The 26,880-nt window shown below is 71.7% G+C and carries 28 protein-coding genes and 1 pseudogene; 16 read left to right on the top strand and 13 right to left on the bottom strand.

Annotation, left to right across the window (positions count from 1 at the left end):
- Positions 1–983: pectate lyase family protein (locus tag ABD211_RS30535; protein ID WP_344139294.1), on the top strand; the 983-nt coding region annotated here is incomplete at its 5' end.
- Here the strand turns inward: ABD211_RS30535 and ABD211_RS30540 are convergent.
- From ABD211_RS30540 to ABD211_RS30550, 3 genes are read right to left on the bottom strand one after another with little or no spacing between them, the layout of a single operon-like run.
- Positions 984–1,940 carry a transporter gene (locus tag ABD211_RS30540; RefSeq protein WP_344139296.1) on the bottom strand — a complete coding sequence of 319 codons (957 nt, stop codon included), beginning with the start codon at positions 1,938–1,940 and terminating at the stop codon, positions 984–986.
- Positions 1,937–2,797, bottom strand: coding sequence for an ATP-binding cassette domain-containing protein (locus tag ABD211_RS30545; RefSeq protein WP_344139298.1), 861 nt, complete (start codon positions 2,795–2,797; stop codon positions 1,937–1,939). Before ABD211_RS30545 ends, ABD211_RS30540 begins: the two co-directional genes overlap by 4 nt.
- Positions 2,794–3,186 carry a GntR family transcriptional regulator gene (locus ABD211_RS30550; RefSeq protein ID WP_344139300.1) on the bottom strand — a complete coding sequence of 131 codons (393 nt, stop codon included), beginning with the start codon at positions 3,184–3,186 and terminating at the stop codon, positions 2,794–2,796. Before ABD211_RS30550 ends, ABD211_RS30545 begins: the two co-directional genes overlap by 4 nt.
- A gap of 157 nt (positions 3,187–3,343) precedes the next feature.
- Between ABD211_RS30550 and ABD211_RS30555 the strand changes: the two genes are divergently transcribed.
- Both ABD211_RS30555 and ABD211_RS30560 read left to right on the top strand, forming a co-directional pair.
- Positions 3,344–3,955: a ClpP family protease gene (locus ABD211_RS30555; protein ID WP_344139302.1), complete on the top strand. Its 612-nt coding sequence runs from the start codon at positions 3,344–3,346 to the stop codon at positions 3,953–3,955.
- Entirely contained in the window at positions 3,952–4,569 is a 618-nt protein-coding gene (locus tag ABD211_RS30560; RefSeq protein ID WP_344139304.1) for a ClpP family protease, read from the top strand. Before ABD211_RS30555 ends, ABD211_RS30560 begins: the two co-directional genes overlap by 4 nt.
- A gap of 105 nt (positions 4,570–4,674) precedes the next feature.
- Here the strand turns inward: ABD211_RS30560 and ABD211_RS30565 are convergent.
- Positions 4,675–4,938, bottom strand: a pseudogene (locus ABD211_RS30565) (helix-turn-helix domain-containing protein); the annotation flags it as partial.
- A 71-nt stretch (positions 4,939–5,009) separates the two neighbouring features.
- On the opposite strand from ABD211_RS30565, the gene ABD211_RS30570 reads away from it, so the two are divergent.
- Entirely contained in the window at positions 5,010–5,219 is a 210-nt protein-coding gene (locus tag ABD211_RS30570) for an SAM-dependent methyltransferase (protein ID WP_425560571.1), read from the top strand.
- Positions 5,220–5,226: 7 nt separating this feature from the next.
- On the opposite strand, the gene ABD211_RS30575 is transcribed toward ABD211_RS30570, so the two are convergent.
- Both ABD211_RS30575 and ABD211_RS30580 read right to left on the bottom strand, forming a co-directional pair.
- The gene (locus ABD211_RS30575; RefSeq protein WP_344139306.1) at positions 5,227–5,898 is read right to left on the bottom strand and encodes a response regulator; all 672 of its coding nucleotides are present in this window, start codon (positions 5,896–5,898) and stop codon (positions 5,227–5,229) included.
- A 36-nt stretch (positions 5,899–5,934) separates the two neighbouring features.
- The gene (locus tag ABD211_RS30580; protein WP_344139308.1) at positions 5,935–7,131 is read right to left on the bottom strand and encodes a sensor histidine kinase; all 1,197 of its coding nucleotides are present in this window, start codon (positions 7,129–7,131) and stop codon (positions 5,935–5,937) included.
- Between the two features lie 168 nt (positions 7,132–7,299).
- Here ABD211_RS30580 and ABD211_RS30585 point away from each other — a divergent pair, with 168 nt between their 5' ends.
- Entirely contained in the window at positions 7,300–7,980 is a 681-nt protein-coding gene (locus tag ABD211_RS30585) for an ABC transporter ATP-binding protein (protein WP_344139310.1), read from the top strand.
- A gap of 74 nt (positions 7,981–8,054) precedes the next feature.
- A complete protein-coding gene (locus ABD211_RS30590; RefSeq protein WP_344139312.1) occupies positions 8,055–10,418 on the top strand; it encodes an ABC transporter permease in 2,364 nt (787 codons plus the stop codon).
- A 175-nt stretch (positions 10,419–10,593) separates the two neighbouring features.
- Here the strand turns inward: ABD211_RS30590 and argS are convergent, their stop codons facing one another.
- A complete protein-coding gene (gene argS, locus ABD211_RS30595) occupies positions 10,594–12,309 on the bottom strand; it encodes an arginine--tRNA ligase (protein ID WP_344139314.1) in 1,716 nt (571 codons plus the stop codon).
- A gap of 181 nt (positions 12,310–12,490) precedes the next feature.
- On the opposite strand from argS, the gene ABD211_RS30600 reads away from it, so the two are divergent.
- The 5 genes from ABD211_RS30600 to ABD211_RS30620 all read left to right on the top strand — a co-directional run bounded on the left by ABD211_RS30600 (position 12,491) and on the right by ABD211_RS30620 (position 15,788).
- Positions 12,491–12,913, top strand: a complete 423-nt coding sequence (locus ABD211_RS30600; RefSeq protein WP_344139316.1) for a hypothetical protein — start codon at positions 12,491–12,493, stop codon at positions 12,911–12,913.
- Positions 12,914–13,107: 194 nt separating this feature from the next.
- Entirely contained in the window at positions 13,108–13,452 is a 345-nt protein-coding gene (locus ABD211_RS30605; RefSeq protein ID WP_344139318.1) for an iron chaperone, read from the top strand.
- 40 nt (positions 13,453–13,492) lie between these two features.
- A complete protein-coding gene (locus ABD211_RS30610) occupies positions 13,493–14,104 on the top strand; it encodes a hypothetical protein (protein ID WP_344139320.1) in 612 nt (203 codons plus the stop codon).
- A gap of 48 nt (positions 14,105–14,152) precedes the next feature.
- The gene (locus ABD211_RS30615; protein ID WP_344139322.1) at positions 14,153–14,758 is read left to right on the top strand and encodes an RNA polymerase sigma factor; all 606 of its coding nucleotides are present in this window, start codon (positions 14,153–14,155) and stop codon (positions 14,756–14,758) included.
- A 73-nt stretch (positions 14,759–14,831) separates the two neighbouring features.
- The gene (locus tag ABD211_RS30620) at positions 14,832–15,788 is read left to right on the top strand and encodes a CU044_5270 family protein (protein ID WP_344139324.1); all 957 of its coding nucleotides are present in this window, start codon (positions 14,832–14,834) and stop codon (positions 15,786–15,788) included.
- Positions 15,789–15,882: 94 nt separating this feature from the next.
- Here ABD211_RS30620 and ABD211_RS30625 read toward each other — a convergent pair whose 3' ends face one another.
- Positions 15,883–17,286, bottom strand: a complete 1,404-nt coding sequence (locus tag ABD211_RS30625; RefSeq protein ID WP_344139327.1) for an AMP-binding protein — start codon at positions 17,284–17,286, stop codon at positions 15,883–15,885.
- Between the two features lie 69 nt (positions 17,287–17,355).
- Here ABD211_RS30625 and ABD211_RS30630 point away from each other — a divergent pair, with 69 nt between their 5' ends.
- Positions 17,356–18,084 (top strand): Pr6Pr family membrane protein, encoded by a 729-nt coding sequence (locus ABD211_RS30630; RefSeq protein WP_344139330.1) that lies wholly within the window; start codon positions 17,356–17,358, stop codon positions 18,082–18,084.
- On the opposite strand, the gene ABD211_RS30635 is transcribed toward ABD211_RS30630, so the two are convergent.
- Positions 18,050–18,718, bottom strand: coding sequence for a macro domain-containing protein (locus ABD211_RS30635; protein WP_344139333.1), 669 nt, complete (start codon positions 18,716–18,718; stop codon positions 18,050–18,052). The genes ABD211_RS30630 and ABD211_RS30635 overlap by 35 nt on opposite strands.
- A 128-nt stretch (positions 18,719–18,846) precedes the next feature.
- Between ABD211_RS30635 and ABD211_RS30640 the strand changes: the two genes are divergently transcribed.
- Positions 18,847–20,427: an ADP-ribosyltransferase domain-containing protein gene (locus ABD211_RS30640; protein ID WP_344139336.1), complete on the top strand. Its 1,581-nt coding sequence runs from the start codon at positions 18,847–18,849 to the stop codon at positions 20,425–20,427.
- Positions 20,428–20,443: 16 nt separating this feature from the next.
- On the opposite strand, the gene ABD211_RS30645 is transcribed toward ABD211_RS30640, so the two are convergent.
- The gene (locus ABD211_RS30645) at positions 20,444–21,283 is read right to left on the bottom strand and encodes a PHP domain-containing protein (RefSeq protein WP_344139339.1); all 840 of its coding nucleotides are present in this window, start codon (positions 21,281–21,283) and stop codon (positions 20,444–20,446) included.
- Between the two features lie 129 nt (positions 21,284–21,412).
- On the opposite strand from ABD211_RS30645, the gene ABD211_RS30650 reads away from it, so the two are divergent.
- Positions 21,413–21,958 carry a hypothetical protein gene (locus ABD211_RS30650; protein ID WP_344139342.1) on the top strand — a complete coding sequence of 182 codons (546 nt, stop codon included), beginning with the start codon at positions 21,413–21,415 and terminating at the stop codon, positions 21,956–21,958.
- Positions 21,959–22,032: 74 nt separating this feature from the next.
- On the opposite strand, the gene ABD211_RS30655 is transcribed toward ABD211_RS30650, so the two are convergent.
- Together ABD211_RS30655 and ABD211_RS30660 are read right to left on the bottom strand one after the other, a co-directional pair.
- Positions 22,033–22,617 (bottom strand): hypothetical protein, encoded by a 585-nt coding sequence (locus ABD211_RS30655; RefSeq protein ID WP_344139344.1) that lies wholly within the window; start codon positions 22,615–22,617, stop codon positions 22,033–22,035.
- 23 nt (positions 22,618–22,640) lie between these two features.
- Entirely contained in the window at positions 22,641–23,003 is a 363-nt protein-coding gene (locus ABD211_RS30660) for a YdeI/OmpD-associated family protein (RefSeq protein ID WP_344139347.1), read from the bottom strand.
- A gap of 251 nt (positions 23,004–23,254) precedes the next feature.
- Between ABD211_RS30660 and ABD211_RS30665 the strand changes: the two genes are divergently transcribed.
- Positions 23,255–24,199: a ParA family protein gene (locus ABD211_RS30665; protein ID WP_344139350.1), complete on the top strand. Its 945-nt coding sequence runs from the start codon at positions 23,255–23,257 to the stop codon at positions 24,197–24,199.
- Positions 24,196–24,615, top strand: coding sequence for a hypothetical protein (locus ABD211_RS30670; RefSeq protein ID WP_344139353.1), 420 nt, complete (start codon positions 24,196–24,198; stop codon positions 24,613–24,615). The genes ABD211_RS30665 and ABD211_RS30670 overlap by 4 nt, the downstream gene beginning before the upstream one ends.
- 47 nt (positions 24,616–24,662) lie before the next feature.
- On the opposite strand, the gene ABD211_RS30675 is transcribed toward ABD211_RS30670, so the two are convergent.
- Positions 24,663–26,822 carry a GmrSD restriction endonuclease domain-containing protein gene (locus ABD211_RS30675; protein ID WP_344139356.1) on the bottom strand — a complete coding sequence of 720 codons (2,160 nt, stop codon included), beginning with the start codon at positions 26,820–26,822 and terminating at the stop codon, positions 24,663–24,665.
- Positions 26,823–26,880: the final 58 nt, after the last annotated feature.

Genomic DNA, 26,880 nt, shown 5'->3' on the forward strand with positions numbered 1-26,880 from the left:
CGCCGGTGCGCCCGCCCGCCACCCGCCCGGTGACCCGGCCGCCCACGCCGTCCAGGCCCGCCGCGGTCGCGGCCCGGCAGACCGGCCTGGTCGGCTGGGGCACCCGCGACGGCGGCACCAGCGGCGGCACCAGTGGCTCGACCGTCACGGTGACCAGCCTCGCCCAGCTCACCGAGCAGGCGAAGTCGTCGGCCGCCCTCACGATCCGGGTGAACGGCACCTTCACCTGCGACGACGACGTACGGGTGACGTCGAACAAGTCGATCCTCGGGGTCGGCGCGGGCTCGGGGCTGACCGGCTGCGGGCTGAGCATCGTCAACGCGAGCAACGTGGTCATCCGCAACCTGCGCATCGCCAAGGTGCGCGCGGAGGCCGGCAACGGCGACGCCATCCACGTGCAGAACGCGACCCGGATCTGGATCGACCACAACGACCTGTCCAGCGACACCACGCACGACAGCGCCTACTACGACGGGTTGATCGACCTCACGCACGCGGTCGACTACGTCACCATCAGTTGGAACGTTTTACACGACCATCAGAAGTGCTCGTTGGTCGGCCACAGCGACGACAACGCCGACGAGGACACCGGGCGCCTGCGGATCACGTTCCACCACAACGTGTTCCGCGACTGCGGCCAGCGCAGCCCCCGGGTCCGCTTCGGCAACCCGGTCCACGTCTACAACAACTACTTCGTCCAGACGAAGGACTTCGACTACAGCTACGGCATCGCCACCACGATGGACGCGGGCGTGCTGCTGGAGGCGAACTACTTCGAGAACATCCCGGAGCCCGTCCACCTCGGCGAGGGCGACAGCGACGCCGGCAACCTCGTCGCCCGCGACAACTACGCCGTGAAGTCGGGGAAGATCCTGACGTCGGGCAGCGTGGCCGCCGTGCCGTATTCGTACCAGCCCGACAGGGCGGCCGACGTGAAGACGATCGTCACCGGGTATGCCGGCACCGGGAAGATAAAGCCCTGATCAGAGGCGTCGCACCCGGCGCACGACCACGACGAGCAGCAGCGCGGCCAGGCCGGCGAACAGGCCCGCCTCGATCAGCTGGAACGACCAGAACCGTCCGGTCGGCTGGTAGGTCACCCACCGGTGGTAGCCCTCGTCATGCAGGACCGTCGTCGGGTCCAACCCCGCCGCCATGGCCTTGTGCTGCACCATGGCGCCCTCCAGGTCGCTGAGGTGCCGGCCCGCCGGGTCCACCACACCCTGGCTGATGATCCCGTCGCGCAGGTCGGCCGTGCCGGTGCGGACCTCGCCCGAGCCGGCCGGGATGTCCTCGACCAGGGTCACCGGTGCGCGGTAGTGCGGACGCACCCAGCCGGCGACCGCCACCCGCACGGCGACGAACACGACCAGCGCCGCGCCGAGCGCCGGCAGGCTCCGGCGCAGCAGGGCACCGGCCGCGGTGGCCAGCGCGAACGCGAACAGCCCGTACCCGAGCGGGGCGATGCCGGACACGTCGAACCCGTCGATCAGGAAGCGGCCGAACAGGTCGAACGGCTGCCGGTACCACCCGACGAGGGCGGCGAAGGCGGCGTTGAGCGCCACGGTCAGCGCGCCGAGCGCGGCGAGCTTCACGGCCAGCCAGCGGGCCCGGGGCACCGACTGCGTCCAGGCCAGCTGCCAGGTGCCGGACTCCAGCTCGCGGGCGAGCATCGGCGCGCCGAGGAACGCCCCGATCGCGAACGGCACGAAGTTCAACAGGATCAGCATCGGCAGGGCGTACCCGCGAAGTTCCCGCAGTTGAGCGAAGCCGACCCGGCACGCCTGGTCGAGCGGCGGCGCCGCGCACCGGGCCACGCCCGAGGGGAAGAGCGCGTGCAGCGGCCCGGCGAGCACGACCACGACCACCCCGAGCGCGGCAACGAGCAGCGCGAGTACGAGCGCCTCGGCCCGGTGCTGGCGCCACACCAACCAGGTCATGCGTCTGCCCTCGCAAGGTCGCGGCGCAGGTAGGCCAGGACCAGGTCCTCCAGGCTCACCGGATGGGTCTGCCAGCCCGGCAGCACCGGCCCGCCGCCGTCGCGGACCAGCAGGGTCGTCTGCCGGCCGCCGTGGGTCGCCTCGACGACGGTGCCGGCGACGTCGGCCTCGACGCGCGGCCCGACCAGCAGGCGGTGCTCGGCGAGCAGGTCGTCGATGTCGCCGGCGAGCGCGACCCGGCCGTGCCGGAGCACGACCAGGTGGTCGCAGACGCGCTCCAGCTCGTGCACCGCGTGCGAGGAGAACAGCACGGTCATTCCCGTGTCGGCCACGGCGCCCATGAGTGCGCCCTGGAACTCGCGCCGGGCCACCGGATCGAGGCTGGCCAGCGGTTCGTCGAGGAGGAGCAGGTCGGGGCGCTTCGCCAGGGCCAGCGCGAGCGCCACCTGCGCCTGCTGCCCGCCCGACAGCGCGCCCGCGCGCTGGTTGACCGGGATGTCCAGCGCGGCCAGCCGCTGCTCGGCGAGGCCTTGATCGAAGCGCGGGTTGCAGGAGCGCCCGAAGCGGAGCAGGTCAGCCACCGTGAAGTGACGGTAGAGCGGGTGGTCCTGGGCCAGGAAGCCGACGCGGGCCAGGACCTCGGGCGTGTTCGCCGTGGGGGAGTCGCCGAAGACGGTCACCGACCCCTCGGTCGGCGTGAGCAGCCCCGCCGCCAGGCGCAGCAGGGTGGTCTTGCCGGCGCCGTTCGGCCCCACGAGCGCGATCACCCGGCCGGCGGGCATGGCCAGCGTGCAGTCCCGCAAGGCCCATGCGCCGCGGTAACGCCTGGCCAGGCCGTCAGTCCGCAACGCGATCATGCCGCCTCGTCCCGGGTCTCGCGGTGGACCGTGGTGAACAGCGCCGTGACGGCCCGCTCGTCGAGGCCGGCCTCGTAGGCGCGCCGCAGCCAGGAGGCCAGGCCGCGGCGCAGCGCCGTGTACGCCGCCGGGGACAGCCCCGCCGACGGGGCCTCGTTGACGAACGTGCCCTGACCCGGCCGCCCGGTGACCAGTTGCTCCTGCTCCAACTGCCGGTAGGCCTTGGCGACAGTGTTCGGGTTGATCGCGAGCGTCTCGACGACCTCGCGGATGAGCGGCAGCCGGTCACCCGGCCGGAGGAACCCCAGCAGCACGGCCTGGCGGACCTGGTGGACGAGCTGAAGATACGGCGGCACGCCGGAGCCGGAGTCGAGCCGGAACACGAACACCCTGCCTCCTTTACTAGGTCCCTAGTAAAGCACGAGGGTGGCTGGCTGCGGAATCTGCCAACAGCAGAGTTCCTTAGCTTCTGGCAGATTGCGTTGCCGCCCGCCGCCCCGGCGGCCGATCGTGGACCGCATCGGACCCCGACGCGGGAGGTAACCCATGAACACGGCGCTCATCGGCGCGGGCACGCTCGACGACCAGTTGGCGGCCCGGCTGCTGCACCAGCGCATCATCGTCCTCGGCGCCGAGGTCGACGACCCGGTCGCCAACCGGCTCTGCGCGCAGCTGCTGCTGCTCTCGGCCGAGGACCCGCGCAGCGACATCAGCCTGTACATCAACTCGCCCGGCGGCTCGGTGAGCGCGGGCCTGGCCATCTACGACACGATGCGGCTCATCCCCAACGACGTCAGCACCCTGGCGATCGGGTTCGCGGCCAGCATGGGCCAGTTCCTGCTCACCGCGGGCACCCGGGGCAAGCGGTTCAGCCTGCCGAACGCGCAGATCCTCATGCACCAGGGCTCCGCGGGCTTCGGCGGCACGGCCGCCGACGTGGAGATCTACGCCCAGCAGCTCGAGCGGGTGGGCGCCACGCTGCTGCGCCTGACGGCCGAACAGACCGGCCAGTCGGTGGCCACTGTCGAGCGCGACAGTCGCCGTGACCGGTGGTTCAGCGCCACCGAAGCCCTGGAGTACGGCCTCATCGACCACATCGTCGAGACCGTCACGGACGTGCGTCCGTCGCTGGCCCGCCAGATCGGCATCGCGGCATGAGTGGCTATGTCATCCCGACCGTGGTGGAGAGGACGCCCAACGGCGAGCGGGCCTACGACGTCTACTCCCGGCTGCTGTCCGAGCGGATCGTGTTCATCGGTACGGAGATCGACGACGGGGTCGCCAACGTGGTGATGGCCCAGCTGCTCTACCTGGAGTCGGCCAGCGAGCAGGAGATCGGCCTCTACATCAACTCGCCGGGCGGGTCGTTCAGCGCGCTCACCGCCATCTACGACACCATGCGCTTCATCCGGTGCGACGTGGCCACGATCTGCCTCGGCCAGGCCGCGACCGCCGCCGCGGTGCTGCTCGCGGCCGGCACGCCCGGCAAACGGTCCGTGCTGCGGCACGCGCGGGTCACCCTGCACCAGCCGTCCAGCCAGGCCCGGGGCACCCTGCCGGATCTGGCCGTGCAGGCCAAGGAGGTGGCCAAGGTGCGGGCGGAGATGGAGGAGATCCTCGCCGAGCACACGGGCCACCCCACGGCGAAGATCAAGGACGACATCGACCGGAGCCGCACGTTCTCCGCCCGGGAGGCCGTCGAGTACGGCCTGGCCGACCACGTGATCACCCGACGTGGCGCCGGCGCACCCGCCCTGGCCGGCGTGGGCTGATCAGGCGGCGAGCAGCAGCGCGTCCCCGGGCCGGTGGGCCAGGCGCCCGGGGGCGGGCGCCGAGATCCCGGGCGCGAGCCGCAGGACCGCGGCCCGGTTGCCGACGAGGTCGCGGCCGACCTCGGTCAGCACGTCGCCGAGCTCGACGCCCAGCGCGTCGCAGACGGCGGCGAGCACCTCGGAGCTGGCCTCTTTGCGGCCCCGTTCCAGTTCGGACAGATAGGGCATCGAGACGCGGGCGTCGCGCGCCACGTCGGCGAGCGTGCGTCGCTGGCTGCGTCGGTGGCGGCGCAGCGCGGCGCCGAGCGCCGTGCGCAGCAGGGGACGCCGTTCGCGGTCGCCCGGACCGATGTGTGCCACCTCCGCCATGTGGTCACGATACCGACAGCCGGGACGCGGTGTGCCCGCTTGACGTCGCGTTTCGCCGGCAGCGTAAGGCGGTGCCGCAAGGACAACTTCGCCGCCGACCGCGGGATGGCGCAGGGCATCGAGGGCGCGATCCCCAGCATCCGGTCCATGGCGTTGGCCAACCGCGACTTCGTGCTCCGCGCGGTCGAGTTCCGCACCCGCGAGCGGGCATCCGCCAGTTCATCGACATCGGCACGGGCATCCCGGCGAGCCCCAACGTGCACGAGGCGGCGCACGGCTGACGACCTGTCACGCCGCCGGCGTCACCAAACCACTCTCGTACGCGAAGATGACCGCCTGGACGCGGTCGCGCAGCTCCAGCTTGGCCAGGATCCGGGCGACGTGCGTCTTCACCGTGGCCTCCCCGAGGTGCAGCTCGGCGGCCAGCTCCGCGTTGGACAGCCCACGCGCGAGCAGCACCAGCACCTCACGCTCGCGGGCGGTGAGCGCCGACAGGCCGCCGAAGTCCTCCCGTACCCGGGTGGGGGTGGAGAAACGGTCGATGAGCCGGCGGGTGATGGCGGGCGCCAGCAGCGCGTCCCCGTCGCGCGCCAGGCGCACCGCGTGCACGAGGTGGTCGGGCGTGACGTCCTTGAGCAGGAACCCGCTCGCGCCGGCGCGCAACGCCGCGTAGACGTACTCGTCCAGGTCGAAGGTGGTGAGGATGATGACCCGCGTGGGCTCACCGGTCGTCGTGGTCAGGCCCGTGGCGAGCAGGCGGCGGGTGGCCTCGAGGCCGTCCATGACGGGCATCCGGATGTCCATGAGCACCACGTCGGGGCGCAGCCGGCGCGCCGTGGCCAGGGCGGCCTCCCCGTCGGGCGCCTCGCCGACCACCTCCATGCCGGCCGCGGTGAGGATCATCGTGAACCCGGATCGGACGAGCGCCTGATCGTCCGCGACCACCACTTTCAAGGTCATGCCGTCGCCTCCACTGATTCGCTCGCTGACGGTCGCTCATGTGGGGATCCTTGCCGTGAGGCGGAAGCCGCCGCCGAGGGTGCGCTGGGTGTCCAGGGTGCCGTTGTGCAGGCGGACGCGCTCGCCGAGGCCGAGCAGACCCCGGCCGGCGCCCTGCACGGCCGGGTCGACGGGCGGCGCGGCCGCGTTGCGGACCTCGACCACCAGGTCGTCGGAGTCGCGGCGGATGTCCACGTCGGTGGCCGCGCCGGGCGCGTAGCGCAGCGCGTTGGTCAGGCCCTCCTGCACCACCCGGTACGCCGTGAGGTCGACGCTGGGCGGCACCTCCGCATCGTCGCGGCTCAGCGTGACGGGCTGACCGGCGGCCCGCACCGCGTCGATGAGGACGTCGAGGTCGGCGAGGCCCGGCTGGGGGGCCAGCCGGTCGTCGGCCGGCGTCATGAGGCCCAACAGCTGGCGCAGCTCGGTCATGGCCTCCCGGCCGCTCGCCTCGATCGCGGTCAGCGCGCCCTGCGCCAGGTCAGGCCGGGTCTGGATGACCTTGCCGGCGGCGCCCGCCTGGATGACCATCACGCTGACGTGGTGACTGACGACGTCGTGCAGCTCGCGGGCGATACGGGCGCGCTCCTCGGCGATGGCGGCGCGGGCGGCGGTCGCCTGCTCCTGCTCCAGCGCGGCGGCCCGCCGGGCGGCCGCGTCGGCGCGGGCGCGGGCGTTACGTAGCGCGACGGCGGCGAGGCCGACGACGGCGAACACGACGATCGGCCCGAGCCAGCCGGGCAGCGACGGGATCGACCGGTCGAACGTCGCCGACGCGGCGATCGCGGCGGCGGCCAGCAGCGCCAGCCCGAGCACGGCGGACCGCCCGTAGGTCACCGCGGAGTACGCGCAGATCAGGATGGCCACGAACCCGGGCCAGAGCAGGCCCTCCTGGATGATGAAGATCCCGCCGATGGCGACGAGGAACGCCGTGTACGGCAGCCGGCGCCGCACCGCCAGCGCGGCGCCCGCGATGACGCTGGCGAGCGGGTCGAACTGCTCCGACTCCTCGTGGACGGGCGGCATCGGGACCGCCACCGGACCCTCGACCCGGAAGCGGATCGGCCCCTGCACGTCGCCCGACCCGGCCGCATCCGCCGCGATCAGCGCGGCCACGATGAAGACGGCCGCCAGCGCGAGATCGGTCCATCCGATCCCGATCCGGTCGAGCAGGCGGTTGAGGCGACGGCGCACGCCACCCATTGTGCCCAGGTCACCGGGGGTCGGCGTCCGCCGCGTTGCGGACCCGCGTCATCCCTGCGGCGGGCCGGGCGCGCCCGGTTGGTCCCCGCGCCGGACGCGATCGAGGCCGCCCGGTCCCTACGGTCGGTGTCGACCACACGACCGGGAGGAATGTGAGACATGAGTGAATTGATCCGGTTAGCCGGAGTGGAGAAGGCGTACGAGTCGGCCGGGCCGCCCGCCCTCGCCGGGGTTGACCTGTCCGTCGCGCGGGGAGAGGCGGTCGCCGTCATGGGCCCGTCCGGCAGCGGCAAGTCGACCCTGCTCAACGTCATCGCCGGCCTCGACCGCCCGACGGCGGGCGCCGTCGAGGTCGTGGGGGAGCGGGTCGACCAGCTCTCCGAGACCGCCCTGGCCCGGTTCCGCCGGGCCCATATCGGGATCATCTTCCAGTTCTTCCACCTGCTCGACGAGATGACCGTCCGGGACAACGTCGTGCTGCCGGGGCGCCTCGCCGGGGCACGTCCGGGCGTGGTGCGCCGCCGTGCCGACGAGCTGCTCGACCGGCTCGGCATCGCCGACAAGGCCGACGCGTACCCGGCCCGGCTGTCGGGCGGGCAGCGCCAGCGCGTCGCCATCGCCCGCGCGCTGGTCAATTCGCCGGAGCTGCTGCTGGCCGACGAGCCCACGGGCGCCGTCGACCAGGCGGCCGCCGAGGGCGTGCGGGAACTGCTCGGTGAGCTGTCCGCCGACGGCCTGACCCTGCTGCTGGTGACCCACGACCCGGCGCTGGCCGCCGCCTCGGGCCGCCGCCTCATCACCATGCGCGACGGCCACGCCAACGAGGCGGTTCCAGCATGAGCGAGCGCCAGCGAGCGAATCATCAGCTCAGGTTTGACCCACGGCGGCGCCGGAGCGAAGCGGAGGGGGACGGCGTGAGCGCCGTGTGGGCCGCCGCCCGGGCCGCGGTCACGCGCCGGCGGGTGCAGACCGTGATCATCGGGATGGTCGTGCTGTTCACCTCGGCTACCGGGGTGCTCGCCGTCGGCCTGGCGGCCGCGTCGCACGGGCCGTTCGACAAGGCGTTCGCGGCCGCCCAGGGCGCCCACGTCGCCGCGAACATCAGCGCCAAGGTCCCGGCGGACCAGGTCGCGCGGACCGCGACCGCGTCCGGCGTGACGGCGGCGGCCGGCCCGTTCGACACGGTCAACGCCGGCGTCGACGGCCCGGGTGGTGTCCACCGCTCCGACGGCCTGATCGTCGGCCGGTCCGAGGCGGGTGGTGCCATCGACAAGCTCTCCCTCGACGAGGGCAGCTGGCTGACCGGCCCGGGCCAGATCGTGATGTCGCGGCGGTACGCCGGCCCGCGCGGCAACGTCGGCGACACCGTCACCGTCGGCACGGTTTCGCTGAAGGTCGTCGGCATCGGCACCTCGGCCACGGGCACCGGCGACGCGTGGGTCTGGCCGACCCAGACCGACGTGCTGACCGGCGCGGGGCTGGCGCGGCAGATGCTGTACCGCTTCGCCGCGCACGACACCGACGCGCAGCTGCGCGACGCGCTGGCCACCGCCACGGCGGGCCTGCCGGCCGGGTCCGTCGAGTCGAGCACCAGCTACCTCACGGTCCGCACGGCGACCAACCGGGCGATCTCCGCGTTCGTGCCGTTCGTCGTGGCGTTCGCCGTGCTGGGCATCATCCTGTCGGTCCTCATCACCGCCAACGTGGTGTCGGGCGCGGTGGTCGCCGGGTACCGGACCATCGGCGTACTCAAGACGGTGGGGTTCACGCCGGCGCACGTCGTCGCGGCGTACGTGGTCCAGGTCGTGACGCCGGCCGTGGTCGGCGCCGCGATCGGCGTGCCGCTGGGCATCGCGGTCGCCCAGCCGCTGCTCGCCAAGACCGACCGCGTCTACGACGTGGCCTCCGGGCAGGGCGGCGTCCCCGTATGGGCGATCGTCACCGTGCTCCTGGCCGCGCCGGCGCTCGTCGCGGTCTCGGCCATCGGCCCCGCGCTGCGGGCCGGTCGGCTGGCCGCCAACCAGGCGATCAGCGTCGGCCGGGCGCCCCGCCTGGGGCGCGGCTTCCGGGCCCGACGCGCGCTCACGGCGAGCCCGCTACCGCGTCCCGTCGCCCTCGGGCTCGGCCTGCCGCTGGCCCGTCCGTCGCGGGCCGCCGGCACAGTGGTAGCGATCCTGCTCGGCGCGACCACGCTCGTCTTCGCGGTCGGCCTGGCGGCGTCGGTCCTGCGGGTGGACAGCGCGTTCACCCGCCGCGACGCGGTCCAGATCACCGCGGACGTACTGCCGGCCGGCGGGCCGGTGCGGACGATCGAGGGGCAGGGACAGTCCGTGCCGGAGGGCGGTCCGGGCGGGCCGCCGGGGATCACGGACCCCACCGACCCGGCCGTCGTGCTGAGCGCGGTCCGGGCGATGGACGGCACCGCGCACGCGACGATCGCCCGGCTCGGCCTGGTCAAGGCAACCGGCATCGCCCAGGAGATAGACCTTTCCGGGTACGTCGGCGACGCGCGCTGGACGGGCTGGCCCATCGTGTCGGGCCGCTGGTACTCCGGCGCGGGGGAGGTTGTCGTGTCGTCGTACTTCCTGCGGACGACGGGCCACCAGGTGGGCGACCAGCTGACGTTCGAGGGCGACCACGTCGTGACGATCGTCGGGGAGGTGCTCGCCGGCACCGGGAACCTGTTCGTGGTCGGCGACGCCACCCTGGTCGACAAGCCGGAGCACACGGTCGTCGAGATCGGTCTCACGGACGGCACCGACGCCGGGGCCTACGCGGCGGCCCTGCAGGAACAGTACCCCGACAGCAGGGGCGTCATCGTCGAGGACCGCAGCAGCGACTTCGACTCGGAGACGTTCATCGTCCTGGAGGCGCTGATCGCCACCCTCGCCCTGCTGCTCAGCTCGGTGGCGGCGCTCGGCGTGCTCAACACGGTGGTGCTCACCACCCGCGAGCGCGTCCAGGAGATCGGGGTACTCAAGGCGCTGGGCATGACCCCGCGCCAGACGCGGACGATGGTGATCACCTCGATGGTGGGTCTCGGCCTGGTCGGCGGCGTGATCGCGGTGCCGGCCGGCGTCGCCCTGCACCACTGGATCGTGCCGATCATGGGCGAGGGTGCCGGTACGCCGCTGCCCGACTCCGTGCTGGCCGTCTACGGCGTCCCGCAACTGCTCCTGCTCGGCTGCGCCGGCATCGTGCTGGCGGTGCTCGGCGCCCTGCTGCCCGCCGGCTGGGCCGCCCGCACCCGGGTGGCCACGGCCCTACGGGCCGAATGACGTGAGCCGGCGGCCCCTTCCGCGCACCTGGGGCCGCCGCCTCACCGGTATCCGGGGCCAGGGGCCCGCAGCGCGACCACGAAACCACAATGGACGCCAAGTCGGGCGCGCTTCGCGGTCTTGACGGGCGGTCCGCGTCACCGAACGCGGGCCGTCGGGCATCCACTTTGGATGATCACATTTGGGTGGGGGTGGAGATGCCGAGGAGGTCCAGGCTCCGGGCTAGGGTGCGGGCGGTGAGGTCGCAGAGCGCCAGGCGGCTCGACCGGGTCGCGGCGTCGGATCTGAGGACGGGACACCGGTCGAAGAACGTGGTGAACGCGCCCGCGAGATCCTGCAGGTAGCCGGTCAGCTTGTGGAACTGCAGCGTCTCGGCCACCTCGGCGACGACCGCCGGGAAGGCGAGCAGTTCCAGGGCGAGAGCGTGTTCGGCCGGGTCCTTGATCGTGATTACCGCCGAGGCGTCGGGGGAGACGTCGCCCCTGCGGAAGATCGACTGGATCCGGACGTAGGAGTACTGCAGGTAGGCGGCGGTGTCGCCCGTTGTGGCGAGCATCCGGTCCCAGGCGAAGACGTAGTCCTTGATCCGGTCGCTGGACAGGTCGGCGTACTTGATGGCCCCGATGCCGACCGCGTGCGCGACCGCCGCGCGGTGCGCCGTACCCAGGGAGGGGTTCTTGTTCTCGACGATCGACGCGGCCCGGTCGACGGCCTCGGACAGCAGCTCCGCGAGCTTCACCGTGCCGCCGGCCCGGGACGCGAGCTTGCGCCCGTCGGCGCCGAGGACCTGGCCGAACCCGATGTGCGCGGCCCGCGCCGGGGGCGCGAGCCAGCCGGCCTCCCGCGCGGTGGTGAACACCATCTCGAAGTGCCGCTGCTGCGGCGAGCCGACCACGTAGAGCAGCCGGGTGGCCTTGAGCTCCTGGGTCCGGTACCGGATCGCGGCGAGGTCCGTCGCGCCGTAGCCGTAGCCGCCGTCGCTCTTGCGGACGATGAGCGGCAGCGGCTCGCCGTCGCGGCCGACCTGGCCGGCCGGGAAGACCACCTTCGCGCCGTCGCTGTCGTGCAGCAGGCCCAGCGCCGCCAACTCCTCGACGACGGGTGCCAGCGTGGGGTTGTAGAAGCTCTCGCCGAGGAAGTCGGCACTGGTCAGCAGTGCGCCGAGCGTGTCGTAGGTGGCGAGGAGGTGCCGCTCGCTCTCGGCCACGAGCAGCCGCCACAGCCGCAGCGTCGCCTCGTCGCCCGACTGCAGCGCCACCACCCGCGCCCGGGACCGCGCCGCGAACGCCTCATCCGCGTCGAACTTCGCCCGGGCGGCCTGGTAGAACTCGTCGAGGTCGCGCAGCGACAGTTCGTGGACCGCCTCGCCCAGGTCGACCAGGTGCTCGATGAGCATGCCGAACGGGGTGCCCCAGTCGCCGACGTGGTTGACCCGGATCACCCGGTGCCCCAGCCAGCCCAGCAGCCGCGCGCAGGCGTCGCCGATCACCGTGGACCGCAGGTGCCCGACGTGCATCTCCTTGGCCACGTTCGGTCCGGAGTAGTCGACGACGACCGTCTCCGGGTCCTCGGTGACGCCGACGCCGAGCCGTTGATCCGCCCGTGCGGCGGTGACCAGGGTGGCCAGCGCGCCGTCGGCGACGGTGACGTTGATGAAGCCGGGCCCCGAGACGACGGCCTCCGCGATCAGGTCCGCGGCGCCGACCCGGGAGAGCACCTCGGCGGCGATGTCGCGCGGCGCCCGTCCCAGTACCCGGGCCAGCGGTAGCGCGCCGTCGATCTGGAAGTCCGCGTGCTGGGAGCGCCGCACCACCGGATCGGCGGGCGTGCCGGCGACCGCCGCGAAGGCGGGCGCGAAAACGTCAACGACAGCCTGTTCCAGACTGGTCATGGTGAACACCTCTACGAGTCGACGACGGCAGGATCCCGGGGGCGGTCCCGGGTCGTCGTCGCTCGTTCGCGGTGGTCATGCGGCGCAGCGTAACCGCACGGCAATCCGGGGGCACCCGAATAAACCGCGAAGCGCCTGAACGGCTGAGGACCCGGGTGACGGGGATCGATACTGTGGCGCGGTGAGTGCGCGAGCAGACGAGGTGGCCCTCGCGGCCGCTGCGGTCGCGGGTGTCGTCGCGATCGCCGTGGCCGATGGACCGTACGAGCCCTTCGAGTCGGTGATGGGCGTGGTGCTCGCCATCCTTCTGGCGGTGCTCTACCGCCCGCCGACGCCCGAGAGCGGGACGACCGCGTGGGTGAAGGCGGCCGCCGCCGCGGCCGTGGGCGCCCTGGTGCTGTGCCTGGTCCTGTCGTTCCCGGTCGACCAGGCGGTGCGTGCCGTCGCCGCCGACGGCGGCAACACCGACCTCAGCGTCAGCTGGGTGCTGTCCGCCCTGTGGCTGATCGGATTCCTGAACCTGCTGGTCGCGCTGCGTTTCACCGTGCTGCGCGTGCCGGCGGCGGCCGAGGACCCCGACAAGGACGCGCTCACGTCCGTGTGAACGCCGCGCGCTGCGGCCGTTACCGACATACCGTCGAAAGCGGACAGCAGTCACGCGACCTTCCCCGGGGGTGGCCATGAAAGACTTCTTCATCGCACTGCTCATCGTGATCGCCATCGCCTCGTTCATCGTCGCCCAGGACTCGAACCACGCGAAGTCCAAGCCCGCGCGGTGCGAGACGTCACAATGCTGATATGTCCGTAATCGACGACTACCTGGCGGGCCTCGACGCCGACGCGCGCGCCGCGTTCGAGCGGGTGCGGGACGTCGCGCTCGAGGAGGCCCCCGACGCACAGCCGGGCACGAGCTACGGCCTGGCCGCGTTGATCATCAACGGTAAGCCGCTGCTCGGGTTCAAGGCCGCGCGGGCGCACCTGAGCGTCTACCCGTTCAGCCCGCAGGCCGTGGCCGCGGCGCGCGCCGAGCTGGACGGGTTTGACCTGGCCAAGGGCACCGTGCGGTTCACGGCGGCGAAGCCGCTGCCCGACGGGGCCGTGCGGACCCTGGTGCGCGCCCGCCTCGCCGAGATCACCGCCTGAGGGGTAGCCGCAGGTCAGGCGTCCGTCTAGGGTGCCCCGCATGTCGACCTTCATGGCCTTCGCCAGCGTGGACCTGCGCTCGGCCGCCGACGCGGACGCCTTCCTGGCCGCCCTGCGCGACGCGGTCGCCGCCAACCGCGACGCCGACCGCCCGCTGCAGGCGCACCTTGACGGCGCGCGGGCCACGCTGCACGCCGACTACGGCAACATCTGGCTCGGCCACGTCCTGGCCCGGGTGGCCGAGAACACGGGCGTGGTGCGGCGCGCGGTCCTCGCCCTCGACCATGACGAGTACGGCGCGGAGCACGTGGTCCTCGACGGCACCGTGGGCGGGCTGCGCCGCGTCCAGCACGTGTACGTCTTCCCGCACGGCGAGCCCGACGAGGACCTCGGCCTGACCATCGCCGACGTGCCGGCCCACCCGGACGTGCCGGCCGGTGACAACGGCATGCTCGACGGCCCGGCCGCGTGGGCGGTGGCGGCCGCGCTCTACGACGTCCCCGTGGCCCGGTTGGCGGCGGCCGCGCGCCGGCAGGAGACCGCGTACGAGCACCTCGGGGCGGTCTTCAGCCCGTTCGAGGGGTGGTGGGACGCGCTCGGCGCCCCGTACGCCGGCGGCCCGGGCGGGCACGTCGTCACCATCGGCGGCTGAGATCCGCCGGGAACCCGGGCGCCGCCGCGGACAGGTACAGGTATGACCATGTCGCTGCGAGCCCGCCTGCGCGCGGGCGAGTCGGCCGCGTTCGGGGAGGTCTTCGACGAGCACGCCGACGCGATCCTCCGGTACGCCGCGCGCACGCTGGGGGACCGGGCGGGCGCCGAGGACGTCGTCTCGCTGACCTTCCTGGAGGCCTGGCGCCTGCGGGAACGCCTGCTGCCCGAGGGGGAGAGCGTCCGGCCCTGGCTGTTCGGCATCGCCACCAACGTGCTGCGCAACACCGCCCGGCGGGCACGCCGGCACCGGGCGGCGCTGGACTGGCTGCCGCCGCCCGACACCGTGCCCGACCCGGCCGACGAGGGGGCCGACCGGCTCGACGACGCCGAGCGGCTGGCCGCCGCGCGTCGCGCGATGGATGCCCTCAAACCGCACGAACGGGAGGTCTTCGTGCTGTGCGTGTGGGAGGAACTGGACTACGCGGCCGCCGCCGAGGCGCTCGGCGTGCCGGTCGGCACCGTGCGCTCCCGGCTCGCCCGCGCCCGCGCCCGGCTGCGCCTCGAAACCCACGGGAAGTCGCCCGCCCGACCGGACAGCTACCAGGTGACCGCGAGAACGCGGTTCGGTCTCAACCAGGAGGGAGCCCGATGAGCGAGCGCAGCGAGCGAATCATCAGGCTCGGCGCTGACACATGTCGGCGCCGGAGCGCAGCGGAGGTGGCGGCATGAACGAGCGTGAGCCACTGCCGGCCCCGGCGGTGCCAGGCCTGGGTCGCGACCGACACCGGACGTTGAGGGAGCACCTGATGCAGGAGATGGACGGCGCCACCGCGCCCGTGCCGCGGCGTACCCGTAGGAGGTTGTGGTGGAGCCTGGCCCCGACGGCGGTGGCGGCGGCCGCGGTGGCCGTGGCCCTCGTAGCTGGCGCCGGCGCGCCCGACGTGCCGACCACGACGGAGATCGGCCAGGTCAGCGACCAGGCGGCGGCGCCGCTGCTGCAGCAGTTCGCGCTGGTCGCCGAGCAGCAGCCGACCGGCCAGGTCCGCGACGAGCAGTACGTGTACGTGAAGAGCCTGGTGTCCTTCAGCAGTTTCCGGTTCGCCTCCGACGGGACGCAGACGGTGACGCGGGACGCGCCGCATGAGCGGGAGATCTGGGTGGCCGTCGACGGCAGCCGAGCCGGCCGGCTCGCCGGAGGCAACGGGCCGACCACGCTGGACCCGAACCCGACGCCGGATGTGGGCTCGCCGACCTACCGCTTCCTGGAGAGCCTGCCGACGGACCCGGCCAGGCTGCTCGCGAAGATCTACGCCGACACCAAGGGGCAGGGCAACACGCCCGACCAGCAGGCGTTCACGACGATCGGCGACCTGCTCCGCGAGTCGGTGGCCCCGCCGAAGGTGACCGCGGCCCTCTACCGGGCGGCGGCGCGCATCCCGGGCGTCGTCGTCGTCAACGACGTCGTCGACGCGGCCGGCCGGCACGGCGTCGGCGTCGCCCGCCTCGACGAGACGACCGGCTCCCGCACCGAATGGATCTTCGACCGCGACGAGAGCACCTTCCTCGGCGAGCGCGAGGTCCAGGTCGTGAAGAGCCCCGAGGGCCTCAAGCCCGGCACCCTGATCGGCATCTCAGCGGTCCTTACCCGGGCCATCGTCGACACCACCGACACACGGGGCTGACGCCCAGCGCTGTCTGCCGCTCAGCTTGCAGGTTCTGCTGCTACCGCCAGTCCGGGTAGCCGCAGAACCTGCAAGCCACGTCGTTGTCATGTGCCTACGTCGCGGTGCCGGTGCGATCGGCGAGTGATTTCTTCTGGACCTTGCCCATGGCGTTGCGGGGGAGGGACGGGACGAAGTGGATGCGGCGGGGGCGTTTGTGCGTTGACAGGCGGGCCGCGACGAAGTCGATGAGCTCGCGTTCGGCGACCCGCTCCGCGACCACGAAGGCCGTCACCACCTCGCCGAGGTCGGTGTCCGGGACGCCGATCACGGCGGCTTCCGCCACGGCCGGGTGCGCGAGGAGCGCGTCCTCCACCTCGCCGGCCCCGATCCGGTACCCGCCGCTCTTGATCAGATCGGTGGACGCGCGGCCCACGATCCGGTGCCAGCCGTCCGGGCCGATCGTGGCGACGTCGCCCGTCGCGAACCACCCGTCCGCCGTCATCGGCAGCCCGCCCGCCCGGCCCCAGTAGCCGCTCGCCAGCATCGGGCCGCGTACCTGCAGCTCACCGACCGATCCACCGTCGCGCGCCGCCGGCCCGCCGTCCTCGCCGACGAGGCGGGTCGACACGCCCGCCAAGGGGAGCCCCACGTGGCCCGGCCGGCGGGCGCCGTCCGCGCGGCTGCTGACCGTGATGAGCGTTTCCGTCATGCCGTACCGCTCAATGGGTTGATGTCCGGTGAGTGCCCGCAGCCGGTCGAAAACCGGCGCGGGCAGCGCGGCGCTGCCGGACACCAGCAGCCGCGCGCGGGTCAATGCCCGCGCGGCGGCCGGCGCCGCGCACACCCTCGACCACACCGTGGGTACGCCGAAGTAGAGCGTCCCGCCGGCCGCCGCGTAGGCCTCCGGGCGGGGGCGACCCGTGTGCCGCAGTCGGCCGCCCACCCGCAGCGGCCCGAGCACGCCGAGCACCAGTCCGTGCACGTGGAACAGGGGCAACCCGTGCACGAGGATGTCGTCGGGCGTCCACGCCCACGCGTCGACGAGCGCGTCGATCCCGGCCGCGAGCGCGCCGTGCGCCACCACCACACCCTTGGGGGGCCCGGTCGTCCCGCTCGTATACATGATCAGACCGGGGTGGTCGGGCGTGACGTCCGGACGGCTGGTCGCCGAGCGGCGGGTCGCGTCCACGGGCAGCGCCGGTGGCGTCGCGGCCGGCGGCGCGGTTCCGATGCGGTGCAGCAGAAGTTCAGCGCCCGAGTCGCGCAGGATGTGCGCCCGCTCGTCGACGCCGGCGTCGGGCGGCACCGGCACCACGGGCACCCCCGCCAGGAGGGCGCCCACCACGCCGACGACGGTCTCAAGCGCCGGCTCGGCGTGCACCGCCACCGCCGCCGCGCCCGCGACCTCGTCGGCGACCGCCGACGCGGCGCCGAGCAGGGCCTCGCCGGACATGACCCGCCCGGCGACCGAGACGGCGTCGGCCCGGTCCGGCAGGCCGTTGAGCAAGGACAGCACACCGCCATCATGCGCGCGCGGGTTGATCACCCCTTGGCGGGATGCCGATCAAGCCGGCATGATGCGGCGGTGACACAGGTGAACGTCTTCACACGTCCGTCCTTCTGGTGGCGGGTGGCGCTGGTCGCCGCCGGCCTGCTGGGCATCCTGTCCGGCAGCCACCGGCTGAACTTCTACACCGCCCAGAGCGCCGTGCTGACCGTCGGCTACTTCGGCGGCGTCGTGTACTGGATGGTCCGCCGCCGCACCACCGAACCTGCCGCGCCCCGGCTGCGCGGCGCGGTGACGCTGTGGATCCTGGTGACCGGTCTTGTGTCGCACTTCGTCAACAACCACGGGGAGAGCCCGATCCCCGGTCTGCTCGACGGCGACCCGGCGTCGCTGGTCGCGCGCCGGTCGGTGTTCCTGCTGCACTACGTGCTGCCGGTGATGGTGTTCGTCGACTGGGTCGCGTTCGGCCCGCGCCGCGTGTCGCCGTGGCGAGACCTGCCGCTGTGGCTGATCTTCCCGCTGTTCTACGTGGTGACCTCGATCGCCCGGGCGAACCTGCTCCCGGCCGCGCCCGACCGGTACCCGTACGCGTTCCTCAACCCGACCGCCCACGGCTACGGCTGGGTCGCGTGGTGGCTGGTCAAGCTCACCATCGGCATCACGCTGCTCGGCGCGCTCCTGCTCGGCCTCGACCGCCTCCTGGCCCGTCCCGGTCACTCATCGCCGTCCGACGGCCCGGCCGGGGCGGATGACCCGGCCGGGCCGTGGCCGGTCAGCGACGCGACCGCGAGCGCGCCGGCGGCGTGATGCGCACCCGCTCGGTCTGCGGGCGGGTCTCGATGTCGGTCAGTTGGGCGGTGACGGTCGCGCGCAGCTCCTCGTAGTCGTCGAAGGCGTGCTCCTGGAACAGGGTGTAGGCGGCCCACATGAGGTTGGCGCACACCTGCGGCGGCACCTTGCCCGTGGCGGCGCCCATGCCGACCAGCGCCACCGAGGCGATGCTGCCGGGCTGGCGCGCGTTCTGCATGTGGATGGCCTGGAACGCGGCGGCGCACGCCAGCGCGACGTTCAGCGTCTCGCGGACGTTCTCGACCGAGTGGGTCATCGTCGGCGACGAGATGAGGAACTTCGGGTTCGCGGCCCCGGACGGCACGCAGACCGCGCTGCCCACCGGCAGCGCGTCGCCGAACCCGGCCCGGATCGCCTTCTGCACGCGCAGCTGGATGCCGGCGCCGAGGTGCCGCTTGACGACCGCGTCGACGCCGCCGTCCATGCTGCCGTGGGAGTTGGTCGGGCTGACCCAGGCGTCGACGTGCTGGTTGAGGATCGACCCCTTGGAGATCTCGACGTCGGGCGTGTCGGCGAAGGCCGACAGCCACGCCTGCACCACCTTCGGGTTGACGTCGGTCAGCACCACTCTGAGCTGCGGCTTCACGGTCACGGGCACTCCAAGGTCGAGGGATGGTGGCGGGCGAGCACGAACGTACCGAGCCGCACCGACAAAACGAGTTGTCGGTCGGTCGCTCTAATGTCGACCCGCGTCAGACCCCGACCGATCCGGAGACCACGATGAGCGACACGCCAGACCCGAACGACCCGCTCGCCCTCGCCGAGCTCTTCGCCGGCGGCGGCGAGCCGTGGTTGCCGCTGCTCAAGCCGGTCATCGAGCGGCAGCCGGCCGCGGCGACGTTCATCGGCCCGGGCCGCGGCCCGCGGGTCGTGCCCGTACGGGAGCTGACCTTCCAGGCGCTCAAGCCGAACCCGCCGCACAAGTGGAAGGTCGTCGTCTTCGGCCAGAACCCGTACCCGCGGCCGGAGAGCGCCACCGGCATCGCCATGTTCGACAACACCTTCCACGACTGGGCCGACAGCCAGTTCGGCAAGGTGATCAGCATCCGCTGCATCATCAAGGCGGCGGCCATGTGGAAGCACGGCATCGGAAAGAAGACGCCGATCGCCGACATCCGTGCGCTGCTGCGCCAGCACGACACCGTGCAGCCGCCGGAGTGGTTCCAGGCGATGCTGACGCAGGGCGTCCTGCTGCTCAACGCGTCGCTCACGGCCAGCAGCGACGGTGCGATGGCCACCGACCAGCACACCGCGTTCTGGCGGCCCGTCGTCGAGAAGCTGGTGGAGGAGATCCTGCGCGCCAAGCAGGACGCCGAGGACGAGCAGGACCGGGGCGTGGTGTTCGCCTGGTGGGGCGCGCACGCCCGCAACCTCAAGAGCCTCGTGCTGCGCCTGCAGAAGAAGTACCCCGACGTCGAGGTGCTGCACATCGACCACCCGAACCCGGCGGCGCAGGGCGACATCTTCTGCGACGGCGACCACTTCGGCGCGGTCAACGAGGCGTTGCGCACCCTCGGTGCCGACGAGATCGACTGGCTGCCGAGCAAGGGTTGGAACGCCGGCGCCGGCGAGGCCGATCGGATGGGCGCGTTCATCGCCTCCACGATGGAGCTGCACAAGCTCTACCTGGAGCGCCTCGAGAGCGTCAAGGACGAGGGCCTGGCGCTGCCGGCGATCACCGGCGTGTTCGACACCCCGATCATGGACTTCCGGGAGGCCATCGCCCCGGCCGCGAAGGTGCTGTCGGGACTCGACTGGCACGTGGACCGGTCGCACCAGTTCGGCCGCAAGCACGCCGACGACGCGACCGAGGGCCCGTCGGCCGACGAGGTGGCGGCGCTGTACCTCTACACCTGCGAGTCCGCGTTCTACCGCCAGATCAACGCTGCCCTGCGCAGCCCCGACCGCACCCGGGTCGTGCCCTATCTGCCGTACCTGCGGCTGCTGTTCTCGGCCGTGTCGCGCCTGCCGGTGCGCAGGGACCCGCTGTGGCGCGGCGTGCGCCTGGACCTGCGGTCGCAGTACCCGGTCAACCAGACCGTGACGTGGTGGGGCGTGTCCTCGTGCACGTCGAAGCTCAGCGTCGCGCAGGCGTTCATGGGCGGGCGCGGCAAGCGGACCCTGTTCGAGGTCACCCCCGTGCGGGCCGTCGGCATCCGCAGCTTCTCGGCGTTCACCGGCGAGGAGGAGTTTATCCTGGCCCCGGGCACGCAGCTCACGGTGACCGACGTGAAGACCGAGCGCGGTGGCCTGTGCACCGTGAAGCTCACGGAGCTGCCGGACCAGACCATGGTGGCGTAACCGCTCCACGATCCGGCTACCTGGCCGTCCAGTAGTCCTCGGGGTCGCGGCCGGGGCGGAAGCCGTGGGCCTCGACCATGTCCCTCGCCTCGGCGAAGCCGTGCGCCAGCACCGCGGGGAAGTGGGCGTCGCTGCCGAACGTGACCGTCGACCCGCCCTCCTCGCGCCAACAGTGGAGGATGGCCGGGTCCAGCGGCAGCTTCGTGTTGACCTCCAGCGTGCGGCCGCTGTCGGCGAGCAGGCGCAGCGCGTGGCGGAACTCGTCCTCGAACGCGCGCACGTCGGCCGGCCCGGCGTCCGCCGGCCAGGTGCGCAGCGGGTAGTCGATGTGGGCCAGCACCTCGAACACGTCGCTGCTCGTGACCAGCTCGGCGACCTCGGCCAGGTAGCGGCGTATGACGTCGGCGGCGGCGTGCCGGCGGACGTGGCCGGGCGGCTCGGCGAACACGTCGCCGTCCGGCAGGGCGTGCACCGAGCCGAGGATCCGGTCGAACGGGCCCGCGCCGAGGACCGCCGCCGTCGCCGCCACGTGCCGGTGCGGTTCGCCGATCTCCAGGCCGCTGAGGATCCGCAGGCCCGGGAAGCGCTCGCGGCAGTGCTCGATCGAGGCCAGGTACCCGGCCGCGTCGAACGGCAGGGGCGTGATCGACCCGTCCGGCTTGGCGAGTGACGCGAGGTGCTCGCTCAGCTGGAGGACCTCGGGGGTCGCGACCCACACCGTGTGGTCGAGGTGCTCGGTGAACGCGATCGCCGGCAGACCGATCTCCACCGCCCGCGCGCAGGTCTGCTCCATGGCGCCGAGCGGCGCGTCCCACGACCACTCGCTGTGTACGTGACTGTCGGCCGGCAACGACATGACGTCCCCGTTTCGTTGGTGCGGCTCAAGTGACTGCCAAGTCGGCTCTGGTCGATGCCAAGCCGACGTCAAGCGCTCCCGGTGATGCTCTCCCCGTCGAAAGCAACCGCGTCCATTGAGGAGCATCGCATGAAAACTCTCACCGCCAAGATTGGTCGGGCCGTGGCGGTCGTCACCGTCGCGCTGTGCGCCACGCTGACCGTCGGCGCCACCGCCGCGCACGCCGACGATCCCGTCAAACGCACGATGGTGGTCAGCTCGGTGACTCTGGAGACGACCCAGGCCCCCTGTTCGGCCACGGCCGTCTGGGGTGTTGCCGCGGGGGACAGCGAGGCCGCCAAGTGGGGCAACTACCAGGTCTGCTGGTACCCGCGCAGCATCGTCGGGTCGGGCGTCGACTTCAGCGGCTTCGGTGGCCAGGCGGGCGCCGACCTGCTGACGGAGTTCCGCCGTCAGGCCCCCGAGACGGGTCCCCTGGGCGACGGCGTCAGCTACTGCGTCTACCGCATGCCGGCGGGCCCGAACCGCGCCGCGCTGATCACCTACCGCAACAAGCTCTACAGCGCGGTCGTGACCGACACCTACGCCGACGGCCACCGCGTCGTCCACCCGGCGGTGACCGGCACGTTCCGCGTCCAGCCGACGATCGCCTGGAACCCGGGCTGCTGGACCTGACGCCCGAGGGCTGTCGCGCAGTCGAACGCGGATGGATCTGGTCGCGATGACCGGATCCATCCGCGGTCAGGTCGTCAGCAGAAGACGATCGCGCAACCGCTGCGGAGGCTCGCCTGGCAGGCCCCGTGCATGGCCAGCCACACCGTCGACTCGACCCGGAAGTTGTCGTCGCCGGGCAGGTCGTGCAGGCGCTCGGTTTCGGCCTCCGGTAGTGAACCGTCCGGCGACAGCGTGATGCCGAGCGCGGGGGCGCAGCGGCGCAGCTCGGTCAACAGGCCCTGGGTCGAGCCGACCATCCCGCCGGACTCCTGTGGGAGGAAGAGCGGTTCGTCGAAGTAGACCGGCACATAGAAGCCGTGGTCGTCGGCGTGGCAGAGCAGATGCGAAGAGAACATCTCGGACACCTCCTCGACAACCTCCCGGTCCGCCTCCACCGGATGCGTCTCGTCGACGGGGGTGACCGGCAGGTCGCGGTCCACCAGCGCCAGCACGCGGCGCAGATGGTGCAGCCACGAGTACGGGAAACCGGCGCTGAAGGACTCGTCGGTCGTGGCCGGCTCGGACCAGGTCACACCCTCCTCAGCCAGCGCGTCACTCAGCGTGCGCAACTCGTTGAGCTCGTCATCCTCGGCGTAGCCGACCACAATCCCCAGTCCCACGGCGGGCACTGTACAAGCCCGGGTCACGGGTCCCGGGTGTCGCCGCGGAGCAGCATCGCGACGGTCCGTTCGATGCGGCGGGCGCGCGTGTCCGGCCGTTTGGCCTCCTCGATCCGGCCGATGATGGCGTGACGTTTGCTGCGGCTGACGGTGGCGAAGAACGCCGCCGCGTCCGGACTGGCGTCGAGGGCGCGCTGGAGATCCTCCGGCGGCGCGGGCAGCGGGAAGGCGTTGTCCCAGCGCTCCAGCTCGACCGCGAGTACATCCGCCACGAACTGATCCACCGTCCTGCGTGACAACTCGGCGGCCGACGCGACCTTTTCCACAACCTCCGTCGGCAACTCCAGGGTGAGTCGAACGCTGGCGCGACGTGGACGTTCGACCATGCCCACGAATCTAGTTGAACCACGCGTCCCGACGAGGCGGGATGGCTACGAGCGGCGGCGTCAGGTCGTCGACGAATGGACGCCCAGTCGTGGACGACTGAGGCGCCTATCCCGTCGGTCGGTCTGCTGGACCGCCGATGCGCCCATGTGCGAGCGCCTTCCGGCGGACTGTCGGACCCGAGCGACGACTGTGTCGGTGTTGCTGATCGCCATATTCTGCAACGGTTTCGGGCCGTGTCGGTGGGAGGGCCATGAGAGTTGTTTCGGTAATCAACTTCAAAGGTGGCGTAGGTAAAACGACGCTCACGTCCAACCTAGGCACCGAGTTGGCACGCCGTGGCCTCCGGGTGCTTCTCGTGGATCTCGATCCACAGAGCAGCCTGACGTTCAGTTTCTATTCCCCGGACATGGCCGCCGGCCGCCTCCCGCCGGACCGGACATTGAAGTCGTGGTACGACAGCTTCATCAAGGGCGTGCCGCACAGCCAGCTCGCGGAGTGCGTCGTCGAGCCCGCCGCCGTCAACGACGCGCTGGCTTCACCCGACGGATTTGTGCACCTCATTCCGTCGACGCTGCACTTGGTCAACCACGAGTTGTCGCTGCTGTCGAACGTCGGCCTCGGTGGAGTGGCCGCGGATGTGGAGATGTTTCGGCTACGGGGCGCGTTGAGCGAGGCTCTCCGCGATCCGCACTTCGCCGCCTGCTACGACATTGTGCTCATCGACTGCCCACCGAATTTCAACATCGTGACGCAGAGTGCGATCGTGGCCAGCGACGGCATTCTGGTGCCGTCCCGGCCGGACTACCTGTCGACGCTCGGCATCGAGGCGCTGTTCCATAACGTCCGCAGGCTCACGGAGATGCACAACCACGGGGTCAAGGACTTCGCGCCCGATCGGCCCGATCTGCTCATCGCACCGAAGGCACTGGGCGTCGTCTTCGCGATGGTCCAGTTCTGGTCGGGGGAGCCCATCGCCGCGCACCGCTACTACATGGACATGACGCGGACGCGTAGCCCGGGCGTGCCGATCTTTACGTCGACCATCAGGGATAGCAACGTCTTCGGTGCGCAGAACCCTGATGGCGTTCCCGTCATTCTCCGGGTGAACGTGACCGAGCGTATCTACATCGAGCTCATGGGGCTCGCGACGGAGTTTCTCAACAGTGTCCACATGAAAGTGGGAGCGGCAGCATGAGTGACGTGGCCAAGCAATCGTTGGCGGTGTTGCGGCGCATCACCGAGTTTCTCGAGTATCTCCCGCAGGATCAGGTCGACGACCTGGCCGAGGGTCGGGCCCGGCTGACGCTGATTCCCTGGGGTTCGAACGATCCGGTGGTACCGGCGTCGGCGAAGCCCGCGCGGGTGGCCAAATCGGCCAAGGCCGCGCCGATCGTCGATGTCGCGACGGTCAAGGCCGCGCTCGACGCGGCGGCGTCGCGGGACGAGGCCGCCACGGTGCTCGCGCCCTTCGGGGTGGGCGAGCTTCGTGTGATCGCTGCCGAACTGGGGCTGGGGGGCGTTTCCAAGACACCGAAGGCAGCCCTGGCGAAGCAGCTCGTGGATTTCACGGCGGGTGCCCGTCTCAGTGGCGCGGCCATTCGCGGCATGTAGGACGTTCCTGCGGCGGCCCGCCCCGGCAGGGACGGGCCGCCGTGACGTCATGGTGTGAGGCCTGACTTGAGCGCTGTGCGCCGGACCGCGTTGAGAGTCGGGTTCGATCCGTCCGGCAGTGCGACCCGCCAGAACGTCCAGCCGTTCCACGAGCCCCGGTTGAGGGCCCCACCAGCTGCCGACGACGGCGAGTCGAACAGTTCGCCGGAGTCGAGTCGGATCTGGCCGTCGTGGGTAACCCGGGCGTGGTAGTCGAGGTCCCTGAAGGTCCCGACCAGCGCTGCCTCCGGCGGGATGAACCCGCGCTCCATCAGACGCGAGATGGAGATGCCGAAGTGCGCTCGGGTGCGCTCGGTCCGGTGCCGGACCATCGGGGCCGCGACCGCCAGGCCGTACTGCGCCGGATCCCACACCAGGTGGCACAGCCGCTGATAGAGCGCCTGCCGTTGCGCGATGGCGTGTTCGTCGAACGCCGACTCGTAAGCCCGGAATGGCAGGTCGTAGTGCTCGATGACCTTGCGGAAGCCGGGGTTGAGGCGGTAACACTCGGGATGCAGGGACTTGGCGAGCATGGTGCCCTGGCCCCAGTACTGGTCGACCTTGTCCGCGTAGGGTTTGGCGCCGTAGGCGGCGTTGAACGGCTTCGTCAGCAGGAGCAGCCCGCCGAAGCTGTTGCGGAACTGATCGAACTGACGGGGCTTCACCTGGGGCTGGAGCTCGGGCTTGTTGGCCCAGATGTGTTCGATCTCGTACGACATGAATTTCTTCAGCAGCGGGCCGAACGCGGGCTCCGTGGTGATGCCGTCGTGCTGGATCTCCAGCCAGGCCGTCATGCGCGCGAGCAGGTACCGGACCCGGGTGTGATTGCGGGCCCGCAGCCCGTACGCGCCGACGGCGTCGAAGGTCTCGGGCAGCGACGCGACCTCGTCGCCGAGGCGCTTGGCGAGGGTGTCCACGTCCAGCCCGCGGATCTCGCGGGCGAGGGAGAAGACGCCGCTCGCCATGGCGTCATAACCGTAGTCGCGCCAGTTGACCATCCGCCGCGCGACGACGATGTCGAGGTAGCCGCCGACCATCCGGGCCTTGCGGGCGAACGTCGCGGCGTCGTCGTCCGGGGTAAGGGTGGCCAGGATCAGCGGCAGTTGGAGCGTGACCGAGTTGCGGCCGTTGGCGTACACGACATCGAGGCCCGCCTGCGGCTCCTTGGCCGCGCTGAGCAGGTCGACGTACCGGCGGGACAGACGGTCCATCTCGGCCACGAACGTGATGAACTCGCCGGGGTAGCGCACCCCGACGTTGGCGTGCTCGCGGCGCACCCACTTGTCGAACGACTTGCTGATGTCCGTGTCGTCGGCCGCGGTCCGGGAGTACCTGGCGCGCAGCCAGGTGCGCATGAAGCCGACGTGAGCGTTGTTGTCGGCCTCGGTGAGTGCGGTCATTCGGGCGCGCCAGGTCCGGTTGACGTTGCCTTGGTCGGCGACCCCCACCTTGCTCAGGACGAAGCTCTTCAGCAGGTCAATCGGGTTGAGCCGCAGACCGCGGTCGTTCATGGTCTCGAACGTCTCGAGGGCGAGCGGACCGCTGGCCGTCGAGATCTCCACCAGGTGGACGCGGTCCAGCAACCAGTAGATGAACGCGGGCAGGGCGTCGCCACGCAGCGCGTCCGGGAACAGGTCGTCCAGGTCGTGGTAGCGCGCGACGAGGGTGCGGTTGGAACGTGACGTGAGCTGGGTCGGGTCCACGTCCGCACCCGTCATGAGCGCGGTGAGGCAGGCGCGGCGCTCGTCGTAGTCGTCCTCGGGCTCGACCGCGAACCGACGCTGGCCGAACAGGTCGAACACGATGAGCGGCTCGATCCCGGCGACGGCGTCGTCCCGGTCGGCCTGCAGTTCGTTCAGCCACATCAGAAGCAGCATGAGTACGGTGAGCCGCTGCTGCCCGTCGACGATCAGTGCGTTGGTCTGGCGGACGTGGGTGACGATCGGCCCGAGGAAGTACGGCGGATAGTTCACGACCTCGGACGGCTCGTGGTCGGATCGCCACCGGTCGAGGAACCGCTCGGACAGGTCGGTAAGCAGCTCCTTGAGGTGCTCCTTCTCCCACGCGAACTCGCGTTGGTAGTTGTCCAGCCCGTACCGCCGGCCGCTGAAGAGCTGCCGGATCGTCCACGCCTGCCCGTCGATACGTTCGATCGCCCCACCCGACACCTGGCCGCCCCTCCGTCGCCGTAGCTGTTGGACGACGAAACGCTACGGTGCGTGGTCG

The sequence above is a fragment of the Luedemannella flava genome, assembly GCF_039528515.1.
Classification (GTDB): Bacteria; Actinomycetota; Actinomycetes; order Mycobacteriales; family Micromonosporaceae; genus Luedemannella; species Luedemannella flava.